Here is a 26458-nt window from a genome sequence, read left to right on the forward strand (position 1 = left end):
CAGTGGCAAGCTTAACCGATGAGGGGAGGCGTAGCGAAAGCGAGTCTGAACAGGGCGAATCAGTCGCTGGGAGTAGACCCGAAACCGGGCGATCTACCCATGGCCAGGGTGAAGGCGCGGTAACACGCGCTGGAGGCCCGAACCGGGATCTGTTGAAAAAGATTCGGATGAGCTGTGGGTCGGAGTGAAAGGCTAATCAAGCCCGGAGATAGCTGGTTCTCCCCGAAAGCTATTTAGGTAGCGCCTCGTGTATCACTGCCGGGGGTAGAGCACTGTTTCGGCTAGGGGGCCATCCCGGCTTACCAAACCGATGCAAACTCCGAATACCGGCAAGTGCAATCACGGGAGACAGACGGCGGGTGCTAACGTCCGTCGTCAAAAGGGAAACAACCCAGACCGCCAGCTAAGGTCCCTAAATCATGGCTCAGTGGGAAACGATGTGGGAAGGCCCAGACAGCCAGGAGGTTGGCTTAGAAGCAGCCATCCTTTAAAGAAAGCGTAATAGCTCACTGGTCGAGTCGGCCTGCGCGGAAGATGTAACGGGGCTTAAGCCATGTACCGAAGCTGCGGATGCGTACTTGTACGCATGGTAGGGGAGCGTTCCGTAGGCCGTTGAAGGTGTGCTGTAAGGCATGCTGGAGGTATCGGAAGTGCGAATGCTGACATGAGTAACGACCAAGGGGGTGAAAATCCCCCTCGCCGAAAGCCCAAGGTTTCCTGCGCAACGTTCATCGGCGCAGGGTGAGTCGGCCCCTAAGGCGAGGCCGCGAGGCGTAGTCGATGGGAAGCAGGTTAATATTCCTGCACCAGACCGAACTGCGATGGGGGGACGGAGAAGGCTAGGCCAGCCGGCAGTTGGTGTCCGGTTTAAGCGAGTAGGCAGGACCCTTAGGCAAATCCGGGGGTTCAATGTCGAGACGTGACGACGAGTTCTTACGGGAACGAAGTGGTTGATGCCATGCTTCCAGGAAAAGCCTCTAAGCTTCAGGTTCGGTGTGACCGTACCCCAAACCGACACAGGTGGGCAGGGTGAGAATCCCAAGGTGCTTGAGAGAACTCTGGTGAAGGAACTAGGCAAAATAGTACCGTAACTTCGGGAGAAGGTACGCCCCTGTCAGGTGGAGCCACTAGCGGGCCGAGCCGAGAGGGGTTGCAGTGACCAGGCCGCTGCGACTGTTTATTAAAAACACAGCACTCTGCAAACGCGTAAGCGGACGTATAGGGTGTGACGCCTGCCCGGTGCCGGAAGGTTAAGTGATGGGGTCATCTTCGGAGAAGCTCTTGATCGAAGCCCCGGTAAACGGCGGCCGTAACTATAACGGTCCTAAGGTAGCGAAATTCCTTGTCGGGTAAGTTCCGACCTGCACGAATGGCGTAACGATGGCGGCGCTGTCTCCACCAGAGACTCAGTGAAATTGAAATCTCGGTTAAGATGCCGAGTACCCGCGGCTAGACGGAAAGACCCCGTGAACCTTTACTACAGCTTTGCACTGGACGTTGAACCGACTTGTGTAGGATAGGTGGGAGGCTGCGAAGCGGTGACGCCAGTTGCCGTGGAGCCGACCTTGAAATACCACCCTGGTCTGTTTGACGTTCTAACCTCGACCCGTCATCCGGGTCAGGGACAGTGCATGGTGGGTAGTTTGACTGGGGCGGTCTCCTCCCAAAGCGTAACGGAGGAGCACGAAGGTACCCTAATCCCGGTCGGAAATCGGGAGTTTAGTGCAAAGGCATAAGGGTGCTTGACTGCGAGACGGACAAGTCGAGCAGGTACGAAAGTAGGTCTTAGTGATCCGGTGGTTCTGTATGGAAGGGCCATCGCTCAACGGATAAAAGGTACTCCGGGGATAACAGGCTGATACCGCCCAAGAGTTCATATCGACGGCGGTGTTTGGCACCTCGATGTCGGCTCATCACATCCTGGGGCTGAAGTCGGTCCCAAGGGTATGGCTGTTCGCCATTTAAAGTGGTACGCGAGCTGGGTTTAGAACGTCGTGAGACAGTTCGGTCCCTATCTGCCGTGGGCGTTGGAGACTTGAGGGAAGCTGCTCCTAGTACGAGAGGACCGGAGTGGACGAACCCCTGGTGTTCCGGTTGTCACGCCAGTGGCACTGCCGGGTAGCTATGTTCGGACGGGATAACCGCTGAAAGCATCTAAGCGGGAAGCCCCTCCCGAGATGAGGTCTCCCTAGGCACTCGATGCCTCTGAAGGTCCGTTGAAGACGACGACGTTGATAGGCAGGATGTGGACGTCCAGTAATGGGTGAAGCTAACCTGTACTAATTGACCGTGTGGCTTGACCATATAACACCCAAGCGCGTTGCGCCGGGTGCCGACACCTCGCACAGCAACGATCTCACCGAACAGGACGCGTCCCCGAGCGGGGCGCGACCGCCCGTTTTCCTGGCGGCCATAGAACACTGGAACCACCTGATCCCATTCCGAACTCAGACGTGAAACGGTGTCTCGCCGATGATAGTGTGGGGCCTCCCCATGCGAACGTAGGTCACCGCCAGGGCCTTATACCCAAAACCCCCGCCTCAAAACGGGGGTTTTTTTATGCCCGCGGAAAAGACGACTCGACAGAAACCCGGTATCCTGATTTTAAACCGCGCCGACTCCAGCAGTCGTCAAGTCTGCCGGGGCCGATCCCATCCAAAAACATCGCATACCGCGCTGGGCGCGGTTTAAGGCGGAACGAATGCAATTCATCGACTTGAAGTCACAGTATCGACTGATCGAAGACGAGGTGAAGGCCCGTATTCATGCTGTCCTGGAACACGGGCAATACATCATGGGACCCGAGGTCGAAGCGCTGGAGATCGCGCTCGCAGACTTTGTCGGGGCGCGGCATTGTATCGGTCTTTCGAGCGGGACCGACGCGTTGCTCGCGGCCATGATGGCGCTGGAGATCGGTCGGGGCGACGAGGTCATCACGACCCCCTTCACCTTCATCGCGACCGGCGAGATGATCGCCCTGCTCGGCGTGCGGCCGGTCTTTGTCGACATCGACCCCGTGACCTACAACATCGACCCTGCCCGCATCGAAGAGGCCATCACCGGACGGACCCGCGCGATCATGCCGGTTTCTCTCTACGGCCAATGCGCGGACATGGACGCCATCAATGAGATCGCCGCACGCCACCGCCTACCGGTCATCGAAGACGCCGCCCAGAGCTTCGGAGCCACCTACAAGGGGAAGCGGTCCGGCGCCCTATCCACGATCGGCTGTACGTCCTTCTTCCCGTCCAAGCCCTTGGGAGCCTACGGCGACGCCGGAGCCTGCTTCACGGACGACGATGATGTGGCGAAAAGGTTGAAGGAGATCCGAAACCACGGCCAAGATCGCCGTTATCACCATCCACGTCTTGGCCTGAACGGTCGCATCGACACGCTTCAGGCTGCGGTTCTTCTTGCGAAGCTACCACTGTTCGGCAACGAGATCGACGCGCGAACCCGGATCGGGGCACGCTATTGCGAATTGCTTCAAGCCAGAGGAGCAACCTCGAGCGAAGTTGCCGATGGCGCAGTGTTGACCCCCTTCATCGCACCCGGCAACGAATCGGTCTTTGCTCAGTACACCATCCAGGTCGACGAGCGTGATCGCGTCGCCGAGGCATTGGCGGCCGAAGGGATTCCGACGGCGGTGCACTACCCCGTGCCGTTGAACGACCAACCCGTATTTCAACCGAGCCTGGAGCGATTCGGCACGCCTGTGAGCGCGCGCGTGGCACAGCGGGTCATCAGTCTCCCGATGCACCCATATCTGTTGGACGAGGATCAAATCCGGATCGCCGATGCGGTCGCAAAGGCCACCGGACTCGGCACCCAGTAAGCGGGCGACGAGGGGATTGAGGAAAGCCATCGAAGACCTAAACCGCGTCCGCTCCGACACTCGTTGACGGATGAGAGCCACCCGGGTCACTCGGGACGCGGTTTAAACCGCGCCCAGCGCGATATGCGATGTTCTTGGATGGGATCGGTCCCGGCAAATTTGACGAGCGCCGGATCCGGCGCGGTTTAAGATATTAAAAAATATATCATTTTAAACCGCGTCCCCGCTAAGGGCCGTGGATGCACCAAACGTCGAACTCACTCGAAAGTCAGCATCTCGCTCGGGACGCGGTTTAAAGCAACACCAGATTGTCGCGATGGATCAACTCCTCCTCGTCGAGATAGCCGAGGATCGCCTCGAATCGGCTCGACGGCTGACCCTTGATCCTCGCGACTTCTTGCCCGTCGTAGTTGACCAAACCGCGCGCCACTTCGCGGCCCGACTCATCGACACAGGCAACGACCTCGCCACGGTCAAAGGCGCCTTGCACCTCTTTCACACCCACGGCGAGTAGACTTTTCCCCTTCTCGCGCAAGGCATTGACGGCCCCCACGTCGAGCGTGAGACGACCACGGACCTGGAGATGACCGGCCAACCACTGCTTGCGCGCAGCCTGAGGGCCTTGGAAAGGCACCAGCAAGGTGCCGACGCCCTCCCCTTCTCCGATCCGTCTCAGGACGTCTTCTCCACGCCCGGGCGCGATCACCGTCGGCGTACCCGAGCGCGCGGCAAGGCGCGCCGCACGGACCTTCGTGATCATGCCTCCCGTACCCAGGCCCGTGACGCTGCCGCCGGCGACCTGATCGAGTTGCGGATCGTCGACCCGGGTCTCGGGAATCAAGCAGGCATCGGCGTGTGCTCGCGGATCCCGGTCGAATAGACCCTCTTGATCGGTCAGGAGAATCAGGAGGTCGGCCTGGATCAGGTTGGCGACCAGAGCCGCCAAGGTATCGTTGTCGCCGAAGCGCAACTCGTCGGTTGCAACCGTATCGTTCTCGTTGATGACTGGGATCACACCGAGCTTGAGCAGGGTCCGAAGGGTACTTCTGGCGTTGAGATACCGGGCGCGATCGGCCAGGTCGTCATGTGTCAGGAGCACTTGGGCGGTGTGCAGTCCGCGCGCCTGAAAACAGTCTTCATACGCGCGCACGAGTCCCATCTGTCCGATCGCGGCGGCCGCCTGCAGCGCATGGAGCGCCTTGGGACGCGCCCGCCAACCCATCCGTGCCATCCCCTCGGCGACAGCGCCCGAGGACACCAGAACCACCTCGTTGCCCGCCATTCGGCGCGCGCTGATCTGCTCCACCCAGGGGGCCAGCATACTGCGCTCGAGCCCTGCACCGTCGCGGGTCAACAATGCACTTCCGATCTTCACGACCCAGCGACGCGTGAAGGGGATCATGGCGCGTGAAATCATAGGAAAGGTCCAACGGGTTCAGTCCAGCGGATGCCAATCGGTCTCGGGTGCTGCAGGATCGGCATCGGTGCCCCTATCGCGCTCTGCGCCTGCCTGCTCGGCGGCCGCTCTTTCGGCAGCCAACACCTCGAGTCGACCCATCAGATCGCCCATCAGCGCCGCCGTGCCCTCCCCCGTCATTGCGGAGATCCCGTAGACGGGCAATGTCCACTCGAGTCGGGAGATGATCTCCTCGCGCTGCGCCGCGTACTCCTCGGGGAGGAGGCGGTCGATCTTGTTGAGCACCAACCAACGCTCCTTGAGCGCGAGCCCTTCGCCGAACGCGGAGAGCTCCGCCTCGATCTTGCGGACCTGCTCGACGGGATCCACCGCGTCGTCCAACGGGGCGACATCGACCAGATGCAACAGAAAGCGTGTGCGGGAGAGATGCTTGAGGAAGTGGCTCCCGAGCCCCGCACCGTCCGCCGCACCCTCGATCACACCGGGGATGTCGGCAATCACGAAGCTGCGGTCGCGACCGAGCCGCACCACGCCGAGGTTGGGATAAAGCGTCGTAAAGGGATAGTCCGCGACTTTGGGTCGCGCACTGGAGACCTGGCGAATCAGAGAGGATTTGCCTGCATTCGGGAAACCGAGCAAGCCGACGTCCGCGAGCAGGATCAGCTCGAGCTGGAGGTCTCTGCGCTCGCCCGGTGTCCCCGGGGTGAACTGTCTCGGGGTTCGGTTGGTGCTGGATTTGAAGCGCGCATTCCCGATGCCGTGAAAGCCGCCTTGAGCAACCAGCATCTGTTGACCGGACTCCAGGAGCTCGCCGATCAACTCGCCGGTCTCGCGCTCGAAGACGCGCGTCCCGACCGGGACCCGAATGACGAGATCCGCGCCGGCACGACCGGTCATGTCCCGGCTCCTGCCGTTCTGCCCCCGCTCCGCGCGATGCACGCGTTGGTAGCGCAGGTCGACCAAGGTATTCAGATTGACGTCGGCGACAAGGTGGACGCTGCCGCCGTTGCCCCCGTCGCCTCCATTGGGTCCGCCCTTCGGGATGTATTTCTCGCGACGAAAACTGACACAGCCGCTGCCGCCGTCTCCTGCCTCGACCCGAATGAACGCTTCGTCGACGAATTTCATAACTCAAACAACCTCATCGCTGAAACGAAAAGAGCCCCGCCGAAACGGCGAGGCTCGCGTGCCCGTTGCGATGGGTAGAGCCCGAACCGATCAGGCCAGGCCGACGCCCGCAGGCTTTTCGACCACCGTCACGAACTTCCGATTCTTCGGCCCCTGCTCGACAAAGGTCACGACCCCGTCGCGCAGAGCAAAGAGCGTGTGGTCACGTCCGCAACCGACGTTGACACCGCTGTGGAATCGGGTACCGCGTTGGCGCACGATGATGGCTCCGGCCTTGACGACCTGCCCACCGAAGACCTTGACGCCGAGCCGCTTGGATTCCGAATCACGCCCGTTGCGCGAGCTGCCGCCAGCTTTCTTATGTGCCATGGGAGACTCCTCTTCAGCCGGCGCTGATCGCCGTAATCTTCAGGGCGGTGAACGATTGCCGATGGCCCTGGCGTTTCAAGTGATGCTTGCGCCGCCGAAACTTCACGATCATGACCTTCTTACCACGCCCGTGGCTTTCGACCGTTGCGCTGACCTTACCGCCTTCGACGTAGGGCTTACCGACCTTGATATCGTCTCCGTCGGCCACCAAAAGGACCTGATCGAAGTCGACGACAGCCCCCTGCTCCGCCACTATCTTTTCTACTTTGACGGTGTCGCCTTCCGAAACCCGGTATTGTTTGCCACCGGTTTGAATGACCGCGTACATGTCTGAAGATCCCCAAAACCATTCGGCGAGATCGGCGACAGGCGCCGAAACAAAAGAAGCGGGATACTACTCGATGGATGACACCTGGTCAAGGAGGTTGCCGCAGTCGCGTCGGCGAGCAACACCGGTCAGGGCCCCCTTGGCAGACCAATCCGCAGAAGTGCCGAGGGCACAGGGGCCGCGCAGCCCGCCTCCGACTTGACAGACCCCCATCCCACACCTAGCATCCGCCGCCACGATCAGCCAGTCCATCGACACCTCATGGATATAACCGCGCTCAGACAACCCGTCGCCGAAGACGTCAAGGCCGTTGACGCCTTGATCCTGCGTCGACTCCGGTCAGACGTGGTGCTGATCAATCAAATCGGCAGCTATATCGTCAACAGCGGCGGCAAGCGCTTGCGCCCGCTCTCGGTGCTCCTCGCATCCCGCGCTTGCGGGTACTCCGGAGAGCGCCACATCGATCTTGCAGCCGTCGTGGAGTTTATCCACACCGCGACGCTCCTGCACGACGATGTCGTCGATGCCTCCGAGCTCAGACGCAACCGCGAGACGGCCAATATCGTCTGGGGCAACGACGCCAGCGTGCTGGTCGGCGACTTCCTCTACTCCCGCGCCTTCGAGATGATGGTCGATGTCGGGAATATGCGGGTCATGGACATTCTCTCGCACGCGACCAACCGGATCGCCGAAGGCGAGGTGCTGCAACTCCTGAATACGCACGACCCCGACACGGATCAGACCCGCTACATGGAGGTGATCACCCGCAAGACGGCGACGCTGTTCGAAGCGGGTGTGCGCCTCGGCGCCGTGCTTGCCGGATCGAGTCCCGGCGTCGAAGAAGCCGCGGCGAGCTATGGACTGAATCTCGGGATCGCCTTCCAGCTCATCGACGACGCGCTGGATTACAGTCCGGCAAACGCCGAGCTGGGCAAGAATGTCGGCGATGACCTCGACGAGGGTAAACCGACCCTCCCGGTCATTCGGGCGATGGAAGCGGGAACACCCGAGCAGAAGGCATTGCTGCGCAAGGCCATCGAAGAAGGCGGTCGCAAGCACATGGAATCCGTCGTGGAGGCGATTGCGTCGACCGACGCCATTACCTATACTACGCGGCTTGCGGAAGACTACGCGGATCGAGCAAAGCGCGCCTTGGGCGCTCTGCCTCCCTGCCCCGCCAGGGATGCCTTGTCGACGCTGGCGGATTTTTCGGTCGACCGTAAACATTGATGAACCGTTTCGGGGTGTAGCTCAGCTTGGTAGAGCGCTGTCTTCGGGAGGCAGAAGTCGCTGGTTCGAATCCAGTCACCCCGACCAAATTACAGATATTAAAAAAGCCGGCGAAAGCCGGCTTTTTTGTACGACCTTAATCCTCTGCCCCGTACCAAGTCACGGGTCAAAAATACGTCGAGCACCGAACCTAATCGTTGTCGTTGTCGATTACGACAACGACAACGGTCGGAAAGGGATTCTCTCGTCGAGCTGTTTGACTTATTTTTGAAGCGCTCCCAAAGGGAACCTAGACTCGCTCCGAAGCGCTTGTCCGTTGGGATTCCGGCGAGTGCCTCATCCGAACATAGATGCTCGCAAAGACCAGCAGGACATTGATCACGCCCACCACGATAAAGGGTGCGCGCGGGTCGACCCGATCGAACAGATAGCCGCCGACCGGCGTAATCAGAAGAATGCCGATCGCGCCGGCGACGTTGAAGGCACCGAGTACCGATCCCCGCTGCCCGGCCGGAGCCTCTTGCCCGATCAAGGATTGACCGCCGAGGTAGACACTGATCTGCCCGATCCCGAGCAGAATAAAGAAGATCGGACCATAGGACGACAGCGGGTCCTCGAGCGCCAACAGACTCAGATTGCCCAAGGCCGCCAGCGCCATGCAGATCGCGAGCCCGGTGACCCTGTCGATCCGGTCGAGCAGCGGGCCGAGGACGGGCGCCCAGACGAGTGCCGAGATCTGCGCCATCACGAAGATCAGGGTTCCGCTCATCACCGCCGAGGCCGACTCCATGCCGGTTGCCTTGGCTGCCAAGGTGCCCCAAAGGACGAGAAAGATCGCGTTGACCGATTGGTCGCCGCGTGCGATGAATGCAGACGAATAGGCCAAGAGGATGCGCGGATTGCGTCCGTGCGCAAAGCCGCCGACGAAGAGCTCGCGTACGCTCGGACGATCCTGAAGACGCACGGGCAGACCTGGCTTAAGGCCCCAGAGGAGCAACAGGGCAACCGCGACCGCTAGACCCGCGACGATGAAATGGGTCAACCTGCCCGCGGTGACGCCGTCGAAGCCCGCGCCGGTAAAGACCTTCGGCATGGCACCGAGGCCCTGACTGATGAGCACGATCCCCAAGCCGCTCATGACACCGACGATGGCCACCAACTTGCCGCGGGAACGTTCTGCCGGATAATCGGCAAGGACGGTCGACAACCCGCCCGCGACCGCGACCACGCCGATCGCATAGAGGACCCGATAGAAATAAAGCGCCTCGACCGATTCCGCGAGCGGATAGAGGACATAGGTCAAGGCCAGGAACAGAAACCCCGCCGCGTAGACCCCTCGGCGACCGATCCGGTCCATGAGGACGCCGACCGGCAGAAACAGCAACAGGGTGACGATCTCGGTCAGGAAGACAAGTTGGCCGCTGATCGCACCCTGCGTCGACTCCGGAACCCCGAGATGCTCGTTGAGGATGTAGGTCTGACCGATGGAGATGAAGATCATCAGCCCGATCGAGAAAAACGCGGCGGCCAAAAAGGTCCAGCCGTTCCGAGGCAGAACGGACGGCGCCAGGTGGATCGGGCCGATCCGGTAGGTCCGGTCGAGGTCGGGCATCTGCGGATCTCCGGCGATGAGCCATTGCGGTTTGGACGGTCGGATCGGCATTATCCCATCCGGCGATGGATGCGGATACTCCGGTTGCAGCTCGACCCCGCGAGGATTCACGACACCGGTTCCGAGCAGAACCATGGAAACGGCAAACCGTGCGGAACTATCGCCCCGACAACACCATTCAACCTTAAGATGCCCGAATGGACATGAGGCCAGAGCCTACGATCGCTTCGCCCGCTGCGACCCGATGGATGTGGTTGCCGAACTTATGGATCCCGACGCTGGTTTCCGCAGCCGATCCCGTGGTGTCCTGGTCCGCTTCCATAGGCACAGGCATCGAGGCAGGCACGGCAGGCGCGCTGGCCCTTCTGGCTGCAGTCGCCGCCGTTGCAGCTTGGCGTGACCGCCGGCTCCGACGCGACATGGCCGCACAGGCGAACGCGGCGCACGCCGAGCTCGCAGAGCGCCTGGCTCGGAGCGAGCGCCTCGTCGAAGAGACACAACGGCTCGGGCATCTCGGAACCTGGGAGTGGGATGCCGAGAACGACCGCCTCGAGTGGTCTGCCGAGGTCTATCGCATCTTCGCCATGCCGCCCGAGATCTTCCCGGGGAACTACAAAGGCTTCCTCGACTTCGTTCACCCGGAAGACCGCGCTCGGGTCGAGCACGCGGTTCGGGAGGCCATCGCCGGGGCCGGGGATTACGACTGCGAGCACAGGATCCTGCTGCCCGACGGCGAGGTACGTTACCTCCAGGAGCGCGCGACGCTGACCCGCGAGCAGGGTCGCCCGGTCTCGATGACGGGAACCGTGCGCGATGTCACCGAGACCCGACGCGCCTGGATGCTCCAGGAAAGCCGCATTCGCATCATGGGGTTGATTGCGGGCGGCGCTCCCGTGCAGGAGGCGCTCGACGCGATCGCCGTATCGATCGAGGCCCTTGACCAGAGCCTCATGTGCTCGATCATGCTGATGGACAGCGCGACCCACCGCCTGCGTGTCGGCACGGCCCCGAGTCTTCCGGATCGGCTCGTCGAGGCGATCGGCCGCCTGACGGACGACCCGGCGAAGGGGGCGACTCCGCACCCGATCGGCGAGCCCATCGTGATCGCCGACGTCCTCTACCATCCGTATTGGCTGTCGCTCGCAGGGATCACGGAGGAGACCGGTGTCCGCGGCTTCTGGTCCGAGCCGATTCGCGATGCCGGCGGGGACATCTTGGGGACCTTCGATATCTATTCGCGAGCCCCCGGCAAACCCGACGCGGAGCAGCTGATCTATATCGCGCAAGGCGCGGCGCTGGTGGCAGTCGCCTTGCAGCAAGCGCGCGATCGCGCGGCACGCATCGCCGCCGAGGAACGCGCACGACTCCTTCTCGAGTCGACCAGCGAGGGGGTGTTCGGGCTCGACCCGGACGGCGTCACCACCTTCATCAATCCCACGGGCGCACGCCTGTTGGGATACGCCCCGGCCGATCTCGTCGGCAAACCCTGCCCGGCCGTCACCCATGACGACCCCGACGAAGGCGACCGCGACGCCACCCGGTGCCGAATGCTCTCGGTCATGCATACCGGCAAAGACATCGTGGTCAGCGACGAGGTCCTGCAGCGACGCGACGGCTCGGCGTTTCCCGTCGAGTATCGTGCCACGCCGATCCGCGTCGGCGACTCCGCGATGGGTGTCGTCGTCACCTTCCAAGACATCACCGAGCGCAAACGCAACGAGGAACAGATCCTTCGACTCGCCTACTACGACAGCCTCACCGGCCTCCCCAATCGCGCCCTGTTCAAGAATCAGCTCGCCAAGCGACTGACCTCGGTCCGGCGCGCCGATCGGGGCTTTGCCCTGCACTTTCTCGATCTCGACCGCTTCAAAGAGGTCAACGACACCCTGGGTCATCCCGTGGGCGATCTGCTCTTGAAAGAGGTCGCCCAGCGCCTGTCGGCCCTCGTTCGCGGTATGGACACGGTCGCGCGATTCGGCGGCGACGAGTTCGCCGTGATCCAACCCGACGCGCAGAGCATCTCCGATGCAGCCACCTTGGCCGCAAAGATCGTCGAGCACCTGGCTCGGTCCTATTCGATCGACGGCCATGCCATCACCTGCGGGGCGAGCGTCGGCGTCGTCTTCGTCCCCGAGCCGGATATCGACCTGGAAACACTCCTCGGCCGTGCCGATGTCGCCCTCTACAAGGCCAAGAACAACGGACGCGGCGGCTACGCATTCCACACCGACGCCATGACGCGACAGGTCCGCCGCGATGCCGCCCTCACGGATCGGATCGACGAGGCCGTGCGCAGCGGCGAGCTCTTCCTGCACTATCAGCCGCAGGTCGAGCTCGCGAGCGGACGCATCACAGCGGTCGAGGCCCTGGTGCGCTGGCGCCATCCGGTGGAGGGGGTTCTGCCGCCGGGGGATTTCGTGCATCTCGCCGAGCGCCGCGGGCTGTTTCATATCCTCGGAAGCTGGGTGCTGGCAACGGCCGCACGCGAGGCGCGCGGCTGGCATGAACGAGGACTTACCTTCGGTCGGGTCAGCATCAATGTCTCGCCTCAGCAGGTCCGCGCAGGCTGTCTTGCCGATGATGTGCTCGCGACGGCCCAGGAGACGGGGCTGGACCCCGCCCTCCTCGAGCTCGAGCTCACCGAGACCGCGATGATGGAGTATGGCGAGCATTACCGGACCCAGATCGCCATGCTCCGGGATCTCGGCGTTCGGCTTGTTCTCGACGACTTCGGCGCCGGCTTCTCGTCCTTGACCTATCTGCGTCGGTCCGCGGTCAGCGCGCTCAAGATCGACCGCCAATTCGTCGGCGAGATCGACGACAACCCGGAGGCCGTCGCAACCGTTCAGGCGTTGCTTGCCGTCGCGCATGCACTGAAGCTCGACACGGTGGCCGAGGGCGTGGAGACCCGCGAGCAGGCCGAGCGTTTGGCGGCGATGGGCTGCCGGTGCGGGCAGGGGATGTGGTTCGCGCCCCCGATGGAGGCACAGGCCATCGAACGGCACCTGACGGCGGGGTTTATTCAGCCGGAATCCAAGTAACAGTCACATGCCTGACTTGAAGTTGAGTTGTTTTACTTTTTTTGAACCGTTCCCAAGCACAGCGCGGTCTACCGAGCCCCGCGCCGACGCTGGTGGACTGCACTGTGCTTGTCCACCCTTCACACTCACCCTGCCGAGCCGATCCACGACTTGGCCGGGGTGATCGGCAACGCCGCGCGAGGGTCTCGGACGGACGATCGGCTATCAGGGAGCCGCCGAGAGCGCCTCGTCGCGCCGAGGCGGAGCCCCTCTGGCGAGCCGCTCGAGGTCGCGGTCGCGCATCCCGAGCAGATAGAGGATCCCGTCGAGCCCGACATTCGCGATGGCGTGACGTGCTTGCTTGGTCACGATCGGCTTGGCATGAAAGGCGATTCCCAGGCCGGCGATCGCCAGCATCGGGAGATCGTTCGCACCGTCGCCGACGGCGATGACCTGCTCCAGGCGAATCCCCTCGCGGGCCGCGATCTCGCGCAGCAGCTCGGCCTTGCGTGCCCCGTCGATGATCTCGCTCGAAACCGTGCCGGTCAGCTTGCCGTCGCGAAACTCCAACGAATTGGCATAAACGTCGTCGATCCCGAACCGACGTTTCAGGTGCTCGGCAAAATAGGTAAAGCCGCCCGAGAGGATGGCGATGCGATAGCCGAGCTGCTTGAGGCTCGCGATCAGCCGATCGGCGCCCTCGGTAATGGGCAGGCGCTCGGCGATCTCGCCGAGCACGGACTCGTCGAGGCCTTCGAGCAGTGCGATCCGGCGGCGGAAGCTCTCCTTGAAGTCGAGCTCGCCGCGCATCGCGGCCTCGGTGATGGCCGCGACCTCGGGACCGACTCCGGCCGCCTTCGCCAACTCGTCGATCACCTCGGTCTGGATCAGGGTCGAGTCCATATCGAAACAGACCAGACGACGGTTGCGTCGAAAGATGTCGTCCTCCTGCACCGCGACGTCCACATCCAGGATCTGCCCGAGCGCAAGCAAAGCCGCATGCAGCTCGGAGAGATCCGCCACGGCACCCCGGACCGAGAGCTCCACGCAGGCAAGCGGATGACGCTCCGGCACACGCCGCGAGAGACGCCCCGTCAGCCGAGAGATCCGATCGACGTTCAGACCGTATTCGGCGACGACGGCGGACACCCGCGCGATGTGCTCCGAATCGATCTCGCGACCCAGCAGGGTGAGGATATGCCGCGGCTGCCCCTGCTCGGCGACCCAATCCTCGTAGGCGTCCGGATCGACCGGCGTAAACCGAAGATCCAGCCCCATACCGTGGGCGGTGAACAGCAGATCGCGAAACACCGGACAGGATGCGCTGTCTGCCGGCAGCTCGACCAAAAGACCCAGCGCCAAGGCGTTGTGGATGGTCGACTGGCCGATATCCAAGATCGGCACCCGATACCGTGCCAGGATCGCGGTGAGGGCCGCGGTGATCCCCGGACGATCCTCGCCCGAGACGTTGATGAGGACGATCTCGCTCATGCGGTTTCCATTGCGCGTCGATTCTGCGGAAGGTTCAGCTGCGCTCCGGGACCTCGAGGACGGTTTGGGTCAGATCGATGCAGCCCGTCTTGAAGCCGGTCTCGCAGTAGGCCAGATAGTAATCCCACATCCGGCGGAACCGCGCATCGTATCCGAGCCGAGCGACCTCCCGGTCCACCGCATGGAAGGCGAGACGCCAACGGCGCAGGGTCTCCGCATAGTCGAGCCCGAACCACGCCGTCTCGCGAATCAGCAGATCCGCATCCTGCGCCTCGCGCGTCATGCGCTCGGGTGTGGGCAGCATCCCGCCCGGGAAGATGTAGAGCTGCACGAAATCCGGCTGCCTGCGGTAAACGGGAAAATCGTCCTCGTTGATGGTGATGACCTGCAAGGCGATGCGACCGCCCGGTCGCACCAGCCGACGCAACGCCTGGTAATAGGTCGGCCAGAAGGCCTCGCCCACCGCCTCCATCATCTCGATCGAGACCGCGTGGTCGAAGCGGCCCTCGATGTCGCGATAATCCTGAAGTCTCAGGTCGACGCGATCGGCAAGACCGGCGGCCTCCAAGCGCTCGCTCGCGTAGGCGAGCTGCTCGCGCGAGAGCGTCACGCCGGTCACGCGCAGACCACGCCGTGCCGCCAGCTCCGCGAAACCGCCCCAACCGCAGCCGATCTCCAGAATATGCTCGCCGGGCTTGGCGTCCACGGCATCGAGCAAGCGCTCGTATTTACGCTCCTGGGCCGATTCCAGACTGTCCCGCGCCGGGTCGGCAAAGAGCGCGGAGGAGTAGGTCATACTCGGATCGAGCCAGCGTTTGTAGAAGTCGTTGCCCAGATCATAGTGGTGGGCAATGTTGCGGCGACTGTTGATGGGGTGATTCTCACGCAGCCGATGGCTCAAGCGATCCCAAAGCCGCGACCAACGCATCCCGCGCGGCCCCACGCCCAGATGTTCCATGTTGTCGTAGAGGACCTCGAGCAATGCGGCGAGATCAGGCGTCGTCCAATGCCCTTCCACGTAGGATTCGCCGAATCCCACCTCGCCTCGGGTGAGCAGCCGTCCAGCCATCTTGAGCGGCGACTGCACCTCCATGACACCGCTCGCACCCGGAAACCGGCCGCGGTGCAGGGTGGCGCTCCCGTCGGGAAAACGCACCAGGAGCTGGCCGAACGCCAGGTGCCGGCAAAATCCGCCGATCAGGCGGCTCGACCAGCTCGATCGGCGGGTTAGAGGTTCTTCGATCAACTCCTCTGCGGACATCAGGACACCTCCTCTAGGGGTGGAGTCGGCTTGGAATGGTAGCGCCCTCCCTTGAGCCAGATCTTCAAAGCCTGCCAATGGATCATGAGGACGACCTTCAGCGTCAGAAATGGATAGGCGAAGGCGGCGCGCAACAACTTGGCGTCCGTGATCGTCTCTGCGATCCCCTGCTGGACGGCCACCAGCATCAAGGAGGCGTCCTGATATTCGCGGATCACGATCGCATGACGATCGCCTTGCCGGGTAAACCGGAAGTGATAGTCGGCGTTCATGTCGACAAAGGGCGAGACATGGAAGTCTTTGCGATGCGTGTGGCGGATCGGCCAGTCCATCGGCACGCCCTTCTCGTGCAAGAGATAGCTGTGGGCCTCGCCGAAGGTGTTGTTGACCTCGCACAGCACTGCGACCGGCCTGTCCCGGCGATCGAAGCAGGTCCAGACACTCAGCGGATTGAAGACGAATCCGAGCACGCGCGGAAAGCACTGCAGCTCGATGCGGGCGATCTCCATCTCTTGACCGCGCGCGCGCAGTCGCTCGAGCAACCAGGGCTTGAGTCCACGACCGTCGCGCCCGCCGTGATCGCGATCGTAAAAGGAGAAGAGGTTGAAGCGGTTGTACGAGAACCAGCGACAATCGCGCGCGATCTCGCCGACCCGCTCGACATCCAGCACCATGCTGAAAACGCGATAGACGAAGCGATAACGCACCGGAAAGAGCCGACGATGCATGACATCGCCGAAGATGATGCGACCGGCAACGGCGCTCACGAAGGCAACACCCTCATGCTGCTCCGCCCGGCCCCGGAGTCCGCCCCGGAGCCAGAGGCGGCAGCCGCGCCGTCGCCGGCTGCGGTAGATGGCGCCGCGCTCTCCCAGGGCGGACGAACATCGAGCCCACGCGCCACGTCCACTGCGGCACGCAGGCCGTCCTCGTGAAATCCGTATCCCAGATAAGCCCCGCTGAACCAGATCCGGTCGCGGCCTTGGATCTCGCCGATGCGGCGCTGGGCCTCGGTGGCGCTCGCGTCGAACATCGGGTGCTCGTAGGTCATCTCGGCGAGAATCAAATCGCTGCGCGGCGCCACACGCGGATTGAGACTGACGAAGACATCGCGGTCGGACGGCAGATCCTGAAGGCTGTTCATCCAGTAGGTCACCGTCACCGGACGATCGGCGCCCTCCCCCGGCTGTTGAATATAGTTCCACGACGACCAGACCCTGCGGCGTTTCGGCATCAGTGCGGAATCGGTGTGCAGGAAGACTTGATTGGTCTGATACCGGAAGTCGCCGAGGATGTCGCGCTCGAGCGGCGTCGGGGACTCGATCAAGGACAGTGCCTCGTCGGCGTGGCAACCCATCACGACCGCGTCGAACTGCAAACGCTCGCCCGCCGCGGTCTCCACCTCGACACCCTGCTCACGGCGCCGCACCCGCTGCACCGGCGTATCGGCCAGACAACGCCCCCGCAAGCGCGCCAGGATCGCCTGAACATAGGCTTGACTGCCGCCGCGCACCGTCTCCCACTCCGGCCGATCGACCAAATCGAGCAGACCGTGATTGGCGAAGAACCGGGCAAAGCTCAGGAAAGGAAAGTCCCGCATGTCTTCGGTGGGACAGGACCAGATGGCCGCTGCCATCGGGAGCAGGTAGTGGCTGGCGAACCGATCGGAGTAACGACCGCGCTGCAGAAAATCCCCGACCGTCAGGGTATCCCCGGGGTTGGAGTTGATGTAGTTCTTGGCCGCCGTGTTGAATTGGAGGATCTCTTTGACCATCCACAAAAATCGCCAATTCAACAGATTGGCGCGCGCACCGAACAGCGTATTGAGGCTGTCGCCGCCGTACTCGATACGCCCGCCCTCCAGACTGGCCGCGAAGGACATACTGGTCGGATAGGTCGCAACATCGAGATGCTTGAACATGGCGGTCAACAGCGGATAGTTGCGCCGATTGAAGACCATGAAGCCGGTGTCGACCGGAAAGGCCCCGCGCGGATCCTCGACCTCGAGGGTATTGCTGTGACCACCGACATAGGCATTGCGCTCGAGCAGGGTCACCTCGTAACGCGAATCCAGCAGCCACGCGGCACCGAGTCCACCGATACCGCCGCCGACGATCCCGATTGTTTTGACTGACATCCGAATTGATCCTTCCGATTGATCCCGAGTAAAGGGCCGACACCAGCACCCGGGCCCGGGCCGTTCATGTTTCGTCCAATATTGACGCGCCACACGAACAGCTCAAGAGCCCGACCGACGAAGAGAGGAAAAGGTTTGAGGTTTGAGGTCCGAACCGCCGAGCTCAGGACGCGCGCCGAGGCGTTCCGCGGATCAGGTCGTCCATCCGCACCTTCGCGGCGATCCAACGCTCCGTACCCACCTCGCCGCCGGCCAGAAGCTCCATCAGTCCGTAGGCGAGCGAGCGATGATCGGCGGGCAGATCAAAGAGCTTGGTGAGCTTGAACAAGCAGCCGGCCTGTTGATGCTCGAGCGTGCAGGCAAGGGCATAGAGCGTGAGCGCAGAGGCGGACTCGGGTGCCGACGCGATCAGCGCCAGGGTTTCGTCGAGCGGGTCGGGTGTATCCATTGTGCGCGTGTGATGGTTGGAGCGACGCTCGCTCGAATCCTCGGGTGGTCGCCGAATCCGGCGCACAGGCCCAGGCAGCAGGGGCGCCGAGCCCCTGCAAGAACCGTCTTACTCGCCGGCAATCGTCATCTTCTCGATCAGCCAGGAGCCGGTACGCGTGCTGCCCGAAAAATCGCAATCGTTGCCGACCGCCACCAGGCCCGCGTACATGCGCTTGAGGTTGCCCGCGATGGTGATCTCTTCGACCGGATGTCGGATCTCGCCGCCTTCCACCCAGAAGCCCGCGGCGCCGCGCGAGTAGTCACCCGTGACCGGGTTCACTCCGTGCCCCATCAGCTCGGTCACCATCAGCCCTGTTCCCATCTCGCGCAGCAAGGCGGCGCGGTCCAGATCGCCCATGCCGATGCGCAGGTTGCGCACGCCGCCCGCGTTGCCGGTCGTCTGCATGCCGAGCCGGCAGCCGGAATAGGCATCCAGAAGATAGGTCTGCAGAACCCCGTCGGTGATCAGGTCCTTGGCGCGCGTCGCAACGCCGTCTCCGTCGAAGGGCGCACTCGAGAGTCCCCGTGAAAGGTGCGGCTCTTCGTGGATCCGAACGAAGTCCGGGAAGATGCGCTCGCCGAGGTGGTCGAGCAGGAAGCTGGTGCGCCGGTAGATGCTGCCGCCCTGGATTGCCGAGATCAGGCTGCGGATCAGGCCGGTCGCGACCTCCGAACGGAACAGGACCGGCACCTGGCAGGTCGGGATGCGACGCGACCCGAGCCGGGCAATGGTCCGCTCCGCCGCGCGCTCTCCGACCATGCGTGCCGAGTCCAGATCGGCCGCTGCCCGAGCACTGGTCCACCAGTGATCGCGTTGCAGGCTCTCGCCCTCCTGACCGATCACCGCGCAGCTGAGCCCGTGCCGACTGGTCGGGTAGCCGGCGACGAATCCGTGGCTGTTGCCGTAGACCTGGATGCCGGTGTGCGTGGAGAGGCTCGCACCCTCCGAGTTGACGATCCGCGGATCATAGCCGCGGGCCGAATCCTCGCAGGCCGCCGCGATCTCGATCGCGTCCTCCACACCCAGATGCCAGGGATGGTAGAGGTCCAGGTCCGGGATCTCGACGGCCATCAGGGCAGCGTCGGCGAGATGCGCGCACGGATCTTCCTGGGTGTGCTCGGCGATGGCGCAGGCCGCCTTCACCGCATCGCGCAGCGCGCCGGTGCTCAGATCGGACGTGCTCGCCGAACCCTTGCGGTTTCCGAAATAGACGGTGATCCCGAGGCCGTTGTCGCGGGTGTGCTCGACCGTCTCGACCTCGCCGAGCCGGACCGAGACCTCGAGACCGGCGCTGCTGCCGACCGATGCCTCGGCGGCCGTCGCGCCGCGTCGTTTCGCCTCCTTGAGGAGATCCTCGATCGTCTGTTTCAAGCGCGCGAGACGTTCCGCGGTGTCTTCGGTGGCGGCAATCGACATGGCAAGTCCTTGGGTGAGAGAGGTTCCGGGCACGGCTAAGGTGGTGCGGTCGTGTCGAGAGAGCGGACCTCCCCGTCAGGCGCTTGTCCCGCCGACGGTCAGGCCGTCGATCCGCAAGGTCGGTTGACCGACCCCGACCGGGACGCTCTGGCCCTCTTTTCCGCAGGTCCCGACACCCTGGTCGAGTCGCAGATCGTTGCCGATCATGCTGACCCGCGTCAGGACGTCCGGCCCGTTGCCGATGAGAGTGGCGCCCTTGACGGGGCGTCCGACCTTGCCGTTTTCGATCAGGTAGGCCTCGCTCGCCGAGAAGACGAACTTGCCCGAGGTGATGTCCACCTGTCCACCGCCGAAATTGACCGCGTACAAGCCTTTGTCCACCGAGGCGATGATCTCCTCGGGATCACGCTCGCCGGCGAGCATGTAAGTGTTGGTCATGCGCGGCATCGGCAGGTGAGCGTAGGATTCGCGACGACCGTTGCCCGTGGAGTGCGTCCCGGTCAGGCGCGCATTGAGCTTGTCCTGCATGTAAGCACAGAGGATGCCGTCTTCGATCAGGACCGTATTCTGGGTCATCGTCCCTTCGTCGTCGATGTTCAGCGACCCTCGCCGTCCGGGCAAGGTGCCGTCGTCCACGACCGTCACGCCCGGCGCGGCCACCCGCTCGCCGATCCGCCCGGCGAAGGCCGAGCTGCCCTTGCGGTTGAAGTCGCCCTCGAGCCCGTGCCCGATCGCCTCGTGCAGCAGCACGCCCGGCCAGCCGGATCCGAGCACGACCGTCATGGTCCCGGCGGGCGCATCGCCGGCTTCGAGATTGGTGACGGCCAGACGCACGGCTTCGCGCGCGAAGGACATCGCCCGGTCTTCGAGGAGAAAATAATCCAGATCGGCACGCGCGCCGCCTCCGCTCGATCCCTGCTCGCGACGCCCGCCGTCCTCGGCGACGACGCTCACGTTCAGCCTGACCAGTGGACGCACATCGGCCGACAAGGCGCCGTCGTCGCCCAACACCAGGACGGTGTCCTGCACCGCGACGACACTGGCGACCACCTCGCGCACGCGCGGGTCGGCACGCCGTGCCTCGGCATCGACCCGTTGCAGCAGCGCGATCTTGTCCGGATCGGGCAGGCTGGCGATCGGATTGGTGGGGTCGTAGAGGCTGCGCTTGTTCGCAACCTCGCCGATGCGCACCTGCGCGCCGTGGCCGATCCGCGCGATCGCTCGGGCGGCCTCGGCCGCCTGTGCCAAGGCCGGGAAACGCAGCTCGTCGGAGTAGGCGAAACCGGTCTTCTCCCCGCTGATCGCCCGTAGTCCGGCGCCTTGCTCGATACTGAAGTTGCCGTCCTTGATGATCCCGTCTTCGAGGATCCAGGACTCGAGCCGGCTGGACTGGAAATAGATATCCGCGGCATCCACCGCGGAGCCGGCGAGAAGGCCGAGCAGGCGGTCGAGGTCCTGCTCGGTCAATCCCGCAGGCTCGAGAATACTCGTGCGTGCAATCGCAATCGGGTCGGTCATCATCGGGTGTTGTCGAGCTCCGTCGGGGAGACAGGGTCGTGCGCCTGTGCACGACCGCCTGTCGGAATGTGTCAAAACTGCGGTCTCAGGCGCGGCATTTCAAACGACGATGGTCGATCGTCGGGAAGTTGCGTCTGACCGAGTCCTGATAGTCGTCGTCCAATGCGCAGCAGATGAAGCCCGATCCTCTCGGCACCTGCGCGAGCACCGTACCCCAGGGATCGACGATCATACTGTGACCGTGAGTCTCGCGGCCGTTGATGTGGAAGCCGCCTTGCGCCGCCGCGATCACGTAGGCGAGATTCTCGATGGCCCGGGCGCGCACCAGGGTTTCCCAATGGGCCTTCCCCGTGATGGCGGTGAAGGACGAGGGGATCGCCAGGATCTCCATGCCGCCGTCGAGCATGCGACGAAACATCTCCGGGAAGCGCAGGTCGTAGCAGACCGCGACCCCCATGCGTCCGAACGGCGTGTCCAGGACGACGGTCTGGTCTCCCGGCTCGATCGTCGCCGACTCCTGGTAACGCTCCCCACCCTCGGGCAGACAAACGTCGAACAGATGCACCTTGTCGTAACGGCCCACCCGCTCGCCGCGATCGTCGAACACCAGACAGGCCGCACGAATCTTGCCGGCATCATCGGCAGCCAACGGGATGGTCCCGCCCACGAGCCAGACGCCCTGCTGCTTGGCTACCCGCGCCAAAAACGCCTGCAAGGGGCCGTCGCCGTCTTCCTCGCGCAGCGCCAGTTGATCCTGATCGCGTTTGCCCATGAAGGCAAAGTTCTCCGGAAGCACGACGAGACTCGCGCCCTTGTCCTTCGCCGCCTTGATCAGGCGTTCCGCCTCGAAGAGGTTGGCGTTTACGTTTGGACCGGTCGCCATCTGGACCGCTCCGACCTTCGGTTTTGTCTTCATGGTCTCTACCGCAATCACTGCTGCCCCGGCAGGCGAAGGGGCGGGCCAATCCGATTCGGCCTGCGACGCGATCCGATCGGCGACTCGAGGGAAAGGGTCGTGGACGCGACATCTGCTCGTGCATGCCCGAGCGACCGAATGCGCCGCGCCGCCAACCTATCGACTCGGAACGATACCACCCCTGCCGATCGGCCGAAACAATCCCGCTCCATCAGGCTCAATCCAGGAAGTGATTTGGCTCCGGCGACGTCGGCACTTCGCCGGAAGTGGGCGCGGGCGAGGCATCCACACCGACCGCCGGATCCCAGCCGACCCGGCTGACATCCGGATTGCTCCAGGGTCCGGTCACCCGGTAGCGGTAACGCCCGAGACGGTCGATGGCATTGCCGGCAATCCGATCGACCAGATAGACGGCGGCCCCCACGACCGGCCCGCCCGCGACCGCGCTGGCCAGCGCAACGCTCGAGCCGATCCGCGGCTCCACGACGACACTCTGCTCGAAACGCTGATTCAGCAGATCGCTCGAGCCGCCGACGATCACCTTGCTGGCCGGGCCATCGATGGTGAAGGCATCGAGTGTCGCCTTGCCCGCGGCGACCTGGATCCGGCCCCGCATCTCCTCGAAGGCAAAGCCCTGACCGTAGAGATCGGTGAAATCCATCGTCAGACGCCGCTTCAAGGCACTCAGGTTCAGGAACCCCAGCACCCGCCCGACACCGGGCTCGACGTCCAACAGCCGGCCCGAGCCGACCTCCACATCCACGAAACCGAGCGCCTGCGCCAGTTTGAAGTCGTCGAACCCACCCGGCCAGCCCAGCATGAGCTGTGCCTGCATCGGTGCGCCCTCGAGCCGGTTCTGTGAATCCAGCGCCTCGAGCAGGACACCCGAATCGAGCGATTCCACGCGCATCGAGACCTCGCTGCGACCGCCGCTCTCGGATCGCATCCAAGCGGCCTCGCCCTCGGCCGAGACCAACCCCTCGCCGAGCAGCCGGATGCTCGGCAGGCGCAGACCCAGCAGGTCCGGGCGCAGGTCGAGCTGCAGCGTTCCCAACAAGGCATCGCCCCAGCTCAACCGCGCGATGCGCACGTCGATCGGGGGAAGACCGCGGAACGGATCCTGGATAGGCAGGGCCGAAGGTTCGGAGTCACCCCGCTGCGGAGCATCCCGAAAGGCGAGCAGATCCAGACGCTCCAGCGCAACACGCACGGGCGCCGAGTCCGTCGCCGGGATCTCGATCTCGCCTGCGAGCTCGTTCGCTCGCACGGCAACCTCCCAGCCCTTGCCCAACGGCCCGCCGTCGGTCGGCGTCAGGCGCAGATCGACATCGGTCAACCGCGGCCCGCCCAACGCGAGCCGATCGATCCGCAGATCGGCACCGCGGAACCAGACGTCGGCGCCGAGCACGCGGGGCGACTCGCCAGCCTGCTTGGCGGTCGAGAGCGCCTCCAGGCGCCCCATCCAGGCGACCAGGTCGAGATCGGCCAAGCGCCCGTCCAGAAACACCCCTTCGCCCTCGGGAGACGGCGCGGACTCGCCCCCGAGGCGCACGTGGGCCCGCATCGCGGGTGCGGGCGACCCACTCAGCCCGAGCATTAAATCGCCGGCCACCTCGCCGAGACGACCGGCGACACGCAGAGCGCTCCCGGGCACCAGCGCGCCGACGAGCTCGAGGTCACGCGTGGCCGAGGCGCTCTTGCCCAAGGGCGCCGGCAGATCGATCGTAAGCCCGTTCAGACGCGAGGCGAGGCGATAGTCGAGCGGCAGCGCCGCCGCACGGACGTCGCGATTGCGGATGGTCACGTCGAGATCCCAATCGATCTCGCCGCTCAGCAGCCCCCAGGCCGGGCTCGGAAAGCGCCGACCGAGCTCCGTGACCGGGGTGCGTGCCCGGGCCTTGATCAGCGTGGCCGAGGCGTCCGCAACACCCGGGTTCAGGGTGGCGATCGAGAGGCTCAGCGGGCGGTCCCAGAGCATTGCCTCGACCGCCTCCGCCGCAATGCTCTTCTCGGTGAAGGTCACCTCGCCGCCGAGGCGTGAAAGCTCAACCGGGGTGCCTCGAATCGCCAAGGTCGCCGGCTTCGGCCAGGACAGACGACCCGCAACGCCCAGTTGCCTGCGTTTGGTGAAGGGCAGATCGATCTCGAGGCGCAGCCGCGTGTCCCCGGTCACCTCCAGGCTCCCGGCAAGCCGTCCCAGGTCCTTCGCCAAGGGGGTCTCGGTCAGGGTGCGCAGACCGTCGGAGAAGGGCCCCTCGGTCTCGCCGACGATCCTCATGCCTTGCGCACCCCAGAGCTCCGGGATCTCGCCGCGCGCCCGGACGAGTCGACTGTCGAGGATGCGGCCGCGGTCCAGCTCGATGGTCAGGGACTGGTCGAGGAAGCGCAGCCGACCGGACGCTTCGCGAATCTCGGGCCAGTCGGGGAGATAATCGAGGACCGTCTCCGCGAGCTCGAGCAGCAGCTCGAACCGTCCCTCATGCCCGCGGAACGGATAGGCTGCGAGCGGACCGCGGAAGATCAGATCGGCCTGCGGGACCCGTCCGGAGACGATGGCGCGCTCCAGCCAGCGCACCAGATCCCGGTGCATGATGCCGACCGGGAGATAGGGGCGCACGCGCGAGCCGTCACCGTCATAGAAGCTGGCGCGCAGATCCATCAGGGGACTGGAACCGTCCGCCGGAAGATCCAGCACGAGCCTCGCCCGGCCGGCCAGATCCGCGTTCTCGAACGTCAGATTACGCGCCGAGATCCGCGCCGCGCCGGTCGCGTCGATCCGCCAGTCGAGCCGCGTCGACAGCCGGTCGAGCGCAAGCGGCTCGCTGAAAAGCGGCCGCAGATCCAACCCGAGACCCGCCGAACCCACGCGGGCCTCGCCCCCCTCGCGGTCGGCGCGCCACCGCACGGCGAGTCCATGGACGCCGGGAAGCGACCCGGCGCGATCCCAGCCGAGCCCGGTCACCGCCGCACTCGCCCCCCAGCGCGGCGGTTGCCCGGGTCCCAGTCGACCCGCAACAGCGGATCCTCGACACGGCCGCGAGGCTTGGCCGCGATCAATCCGTGGAGCGACTCGGGCAAGGGCCAAGGGGAGGCTGAGAGCACCGAGGCCAAGGCGGCCAAGTCGAGTGGATCGCTCGACACCCGCAGGCGCTCGGGCCTCCCCTCGGAGGTCAAGTGCAGATCCAGGTCAAGACGGGGTAGGTCGGCGTCGGCGATGCGCCCGGCGAGGTCTGCGATCTGCAGATGCCAGCCCTGCACGCGCGGCCTAGCCCGGACGATCGCGCCCAAGTGCGCGACCGTCAACGGCACGGCCGACCCAAGATTCGAGGGGCTGTTCGGCGGGCTGCTCGATCCGTGCGCAGGCCCCAAACGCAGGCCGGTCAGATCGACCCGAATCAGCGCGTCCTCCAGATGCCCGGCGCCGATCCGCGACCAACTCTCGAGCAGGATGCGACCGCCGCGCACGGAGACCGCCGAAAACCCGTTGCCGCGCAGGATCCCGCCCAAGTCGCCCGCATCGAGGCCGGCGTAGACGCGACCGCTCCAGGAGAGCGGATCGGCCGACGGACCCGACAACTCCGCGATCAGATTCAGACGGTTCCGGGCGGGATCGCCGCGCGTCGGCGCAACGGCGGAACCGAGCGGATGAATCCCCGCACTGACGCTCAAGGTGTGGCGATCGCCGTCGTTGAGGAGACGCAGTCTGGCGTTCGTCAGACGCAGGCCCTCCAGCAGCGTCTCGGAGCGATCGTCGCGCATCAGGATCTCGCCCAAAACCAGCTCGACCTGCGCTTGCGTGAGCAAAAATTCCAGCGTCCGCGGGTCGCCGCCGCTCAGCAGCTCCAAACCATCGAGCTGAAGACGGCCATCATGATCCAGACGCAGGGCCAGCCGCGAGCCAATCAGGGTCAGTGTAGTGATCTGCGGCACACCCATGCGCAGGGATGCGAGAGGATCGATCCCGACCTCCAGGCCCTCGAGGACAAGAACATCCTTTTCGCTACGGGGATCCGACAGACGGATGTCACTCACGCTCAGGCGCGGGCCAAGTCCCGAGAGACGCAGCGACGCCGAGCCCAGCTGCACACGATAACCGAGCCGCTCGCCGAGCATGTCGGCGACCCAGCGGTTGTCGACCTCGGTCAGCGGGAGCGCGAAGCGTGCAGCCGTGACGACGACTGCAGCCAGCACCAACCCGGTCGTCGCGACCACGACGGCGACCGAGACGAGACGTCGCATGAGGCGGGTTGTGCGGTTTTGCGAGAAAGACATGCCGAACGGTCGAGGGCG

General features: G+C 64.1%; 18 protein-coding genes, 1 tRNA gene and 2 rRNA genes (1 of these 21 cut by a window edge). 6 read left to right on the top strand and 15 right to left on the bottom strand.

Annotated features, from left to right (window positions below):
- The 3 genes from KFB96_RS12045 to KFB96_RS12055 form a co-directional block, all read left to right on the top strand.
- A 23S ribosomal RNA gene (locus KFB96_RS12045) occupies positions 1-2304 on the top strand; it begins 583 nt to the left of the window's first position.
- A 98-nt stretch (positions 2305-2402) separates the two neighbouring features.
- A 5S ribosomal RNA gene (rrf, locus tag KFB96_RS12050) occupies positions 2403-2518 on the top strand.
- Between the two features lie 183 nt (positions 2519-2701).
- Positions 2702-3835, top strand: a complete 1134-nt coding sequence (locus tag KFB96_RS12055) for a DegT/DnrJ/EryC1/StrS aminotransferase family protein (RefSeq protein ID WP_213458193.1) — start codon at positions 2702-2704, stop codon at positions 3833-3835.
- A 292-nt stretch (positions 3836-4127) separates the two neighbouring features.
- On the opposite strand, the gene proB is transcribed toward KFB96_RS12055, so the two are convergent.
- The 4 genes from proB to rplU form a co-directional block, all read right to left on the bottom strand.
- Positions 4128-5252, bottom strand: coding sequence for a glutamate 5-kinase (gene proB, locus KFB96_RS12060; RefSeq protein ID WP_213458192.1), 1125 nt, complete (start codon positions 5250-5252; stop codon positions 4128-4130).
- An 18-nt stretch (positions 5253-5270) separates the two neighbouring features.
- Positions 5271-6380, bottom strand: coding sequence for an Obg family GTPase CgtA (gene cgtA, locus KFB96_RS12065; protein WP_213458191.1), 1110 nt, complete (start codon positions 6378-6380; stop codon positions 5271-5273).
- 90 nt (positions 6381-6470) lie between these two features.
- Entirely contained in the window at positions 6471-6749 is a 279-nt protein-coding gene (rpmA, locus tag KFB96_RS12070) for a 50S ribosomal protein L27 (RefSeq protein ID WP_213458190.1), read from the bottom strand.
- A 13-nt stretch (positions 6750-6762) separates the two neighbouring features.
- Positions 6763-7077, bottom strand: a complete 315-nt coding sequence (rplU, locus tag KFB96_RS12075) for a 50S ribosomal protein L21 (RefSeq protein WP_213458189.1) — start codon at positions 7075-7077, stop codon at positions 6763-6765.
- Between the two features lie 261 nt (positions 7078-7338).
- Here rplU and KFB96_RS12080 point away from each other — a divergent pair, with 261 nt between their 5' ends.
- Together KFB96_RS12080 and KFB96_RS12085 are read left to right on the top strand one after the other, a co-directional pair.
- Positions 7339-8307, top strand: a complete 969-nt coding sequence (locus KFB96_RS12080; RefSeq protein ID WP_213458188.1) for a polyprenyl synthetase family protein — start codon at positions 7339-7341, stop codon at positions 8305-8307.
- A 10-nt stretch (positions 8308-8317) separates the two neighbouring features.
- Positions 8318-8394, top strand: a tRNA-Pro gene (locus tag KFB96_RS12085).
- A 202-nt stretch (positions 8395-8596) separates the two neighbouring features.
- Here KFB96_RS12085 and KFB96_RS12090 read toward each other — a convergent pair.
- Positions 8597-9919, bottom strand: coding sequence for an MFS transporter (locus KFB96_RS12090; protein WP_213458258.1), 1323 nt, complete (start codon positions 9917-9919; stop codon positions 8597-8599).
- 302 nt (positions 9920-10221) lie between these two features.
- On the opposite strand from KFB96_RS12090, the gene KFB96_RS12095 reads away from it, so the two are divergent.
- On the top strand, positions 10222-12960 hold the full coding sequence (locus KFB96_RS12095) for an EAL domain-containing protein (RefSeq protein ID WP_300971629.1): 2739 nt from the start codon (positions 10222-10224) through the stop codon (positions 12958-12960).
- 204 nt (positions 12961-13164) lie between these two features.
- On the opposite strand, the gene serB is transcribed toward KFB96_RS12095, so the two are convergent.
- From serB to KFB96_RS12145, 10 genes are all read right to left on the bottom strand, one after another.
- Positions 13165-14430 carry a phosphoserine phosphatase SerB gene (gene serB / locus KFB96_RS12100; protein WP_213458186.1) on the bottom strand — a complete coding sequence of 422 codons (1266 nt, stop codon included), beginning with the start codon at positions 14428-14430 and terminating at the stop codon, positions 13165-13167.
- 34 nt (positions 14431-14464) lie between these two features.
- Complete coding sequence (locus tag KFB96_RS12105; protein ID WP_213458185.1) at positions 14465-15691, bottom strand: cyclopropane-fatty-acyl-phospholipid synthase family protein; 1227 nt, start codon at positions 15689-15691, stop codon at positions 14465-14467.
- The gene (locus tag KFB96_RS12110) at positions 15691-16458 is read right to left on the bottom strand and encodes a DUF1365 domain-containing protein (RefSeq protein ID WP_213458184.1); all 768 of its coding nucleotides are present in this window, start codon (positions 16456-16458) and stop codon (positions 15691-15693) included. Before KFB96_RS12110 ends, KFB96_RS12105 begins: the two co-directional genes overlap by 1 nt.
- A complete protein-coding gene (locus KFB96_RS12115; RefSeq protein ID WP_300971630.1) occupies positions 16455-17828 on the bottom strand; it encodes an FAD-dependent oxidoreductase in 1374 nt (457 codons plus the stop codon). Before KFB96_RS12115 ends, KFB96_RS12110 begins: the two co-directional genes overlap by 4 nt.
- A gap of 163 nt (positions 17829-17991) precedes the next feature.
- The gene (locus KFB96_RS12120) at positions 17992-18276 is read right to left on the bottom strand and encodes a hypothetical protein (RefSeq protein WP_213458183.1); all 285 of its coding nucleotides are present in this window, start codon (positions 18274-18276) and stop codon (positions 17992-17994) included.
- 108 nt (positions 18277-18384) lie between these two features.
- Complete coding sequence (gene pmbA / locus KFB96_RS12125; protein WP_213458182.1) at positions 18385-19734, bottom strand: metalloprotease PmbA; 1350 nt, start codon at positions 19732-19734, stop codon at positions 18385-18387.
- A 75-nt stretch (positions 19735-19809) separates the two neighbouring features.
- Positions 19810-21252 carry a metalloprotease TldD gene (gene tldD, locus KFB96_RS12130; protein WP_213458257.1) on the bottom strand — a complete coding sequence of 481 codons (1443 nt, stop codon included), beginning with the start codon at positions 21250-21252 and terminating at the stop codon, positions 19810-19812.
- Between the two features lie 85 nt (positions 21253-21337).
- Complete coding sequence (locus tag KFB96_RS12135; RefSeq protein WP_213458181.1) at positions 21338-22168, bottom strand: carbon-nitrogen hydrolase family protein; 831 nt, start codon at positions 22166-22168, stop codon at positions 21338-21340.
- A 217-nt stretch (positions 22169-22385) separates the two neighbouring features.
- Positions 22386-25130, bottom strand: coding sequence for a YhdP family protein (locus KFB96_RS12140; RefSeq protein WP_213501954.1), 2745 nt, complete (start codon positions 25128-25130; stop codon positions 22386-22388).
- Positions 25127-26440, bottom strand: a complete 1314-nt coding sequence (locus KFB96_RS12145) for a hypothetical protein (RefSeq protein ID WP_213501956.1) — start codon at positions 26438-26440, stop codon at positions 25127-25129. The genes KFB96_RS12140 and KFB96_RS12145 overlap by 4 nt, the downstream gene beginning before the upstream one ends.
- Positions 26441-26458 lie beyond the last annotated feature (18 nt).

Origin of the sequence: Thiocapsa sp. (assembly GCF_018399035.1) — a bacterium.
GTDB lineage: Bacteria > Pseudomonadota > Gammaproteobacteria > Chromatiales > Chromatiaceae > Thiocapsa.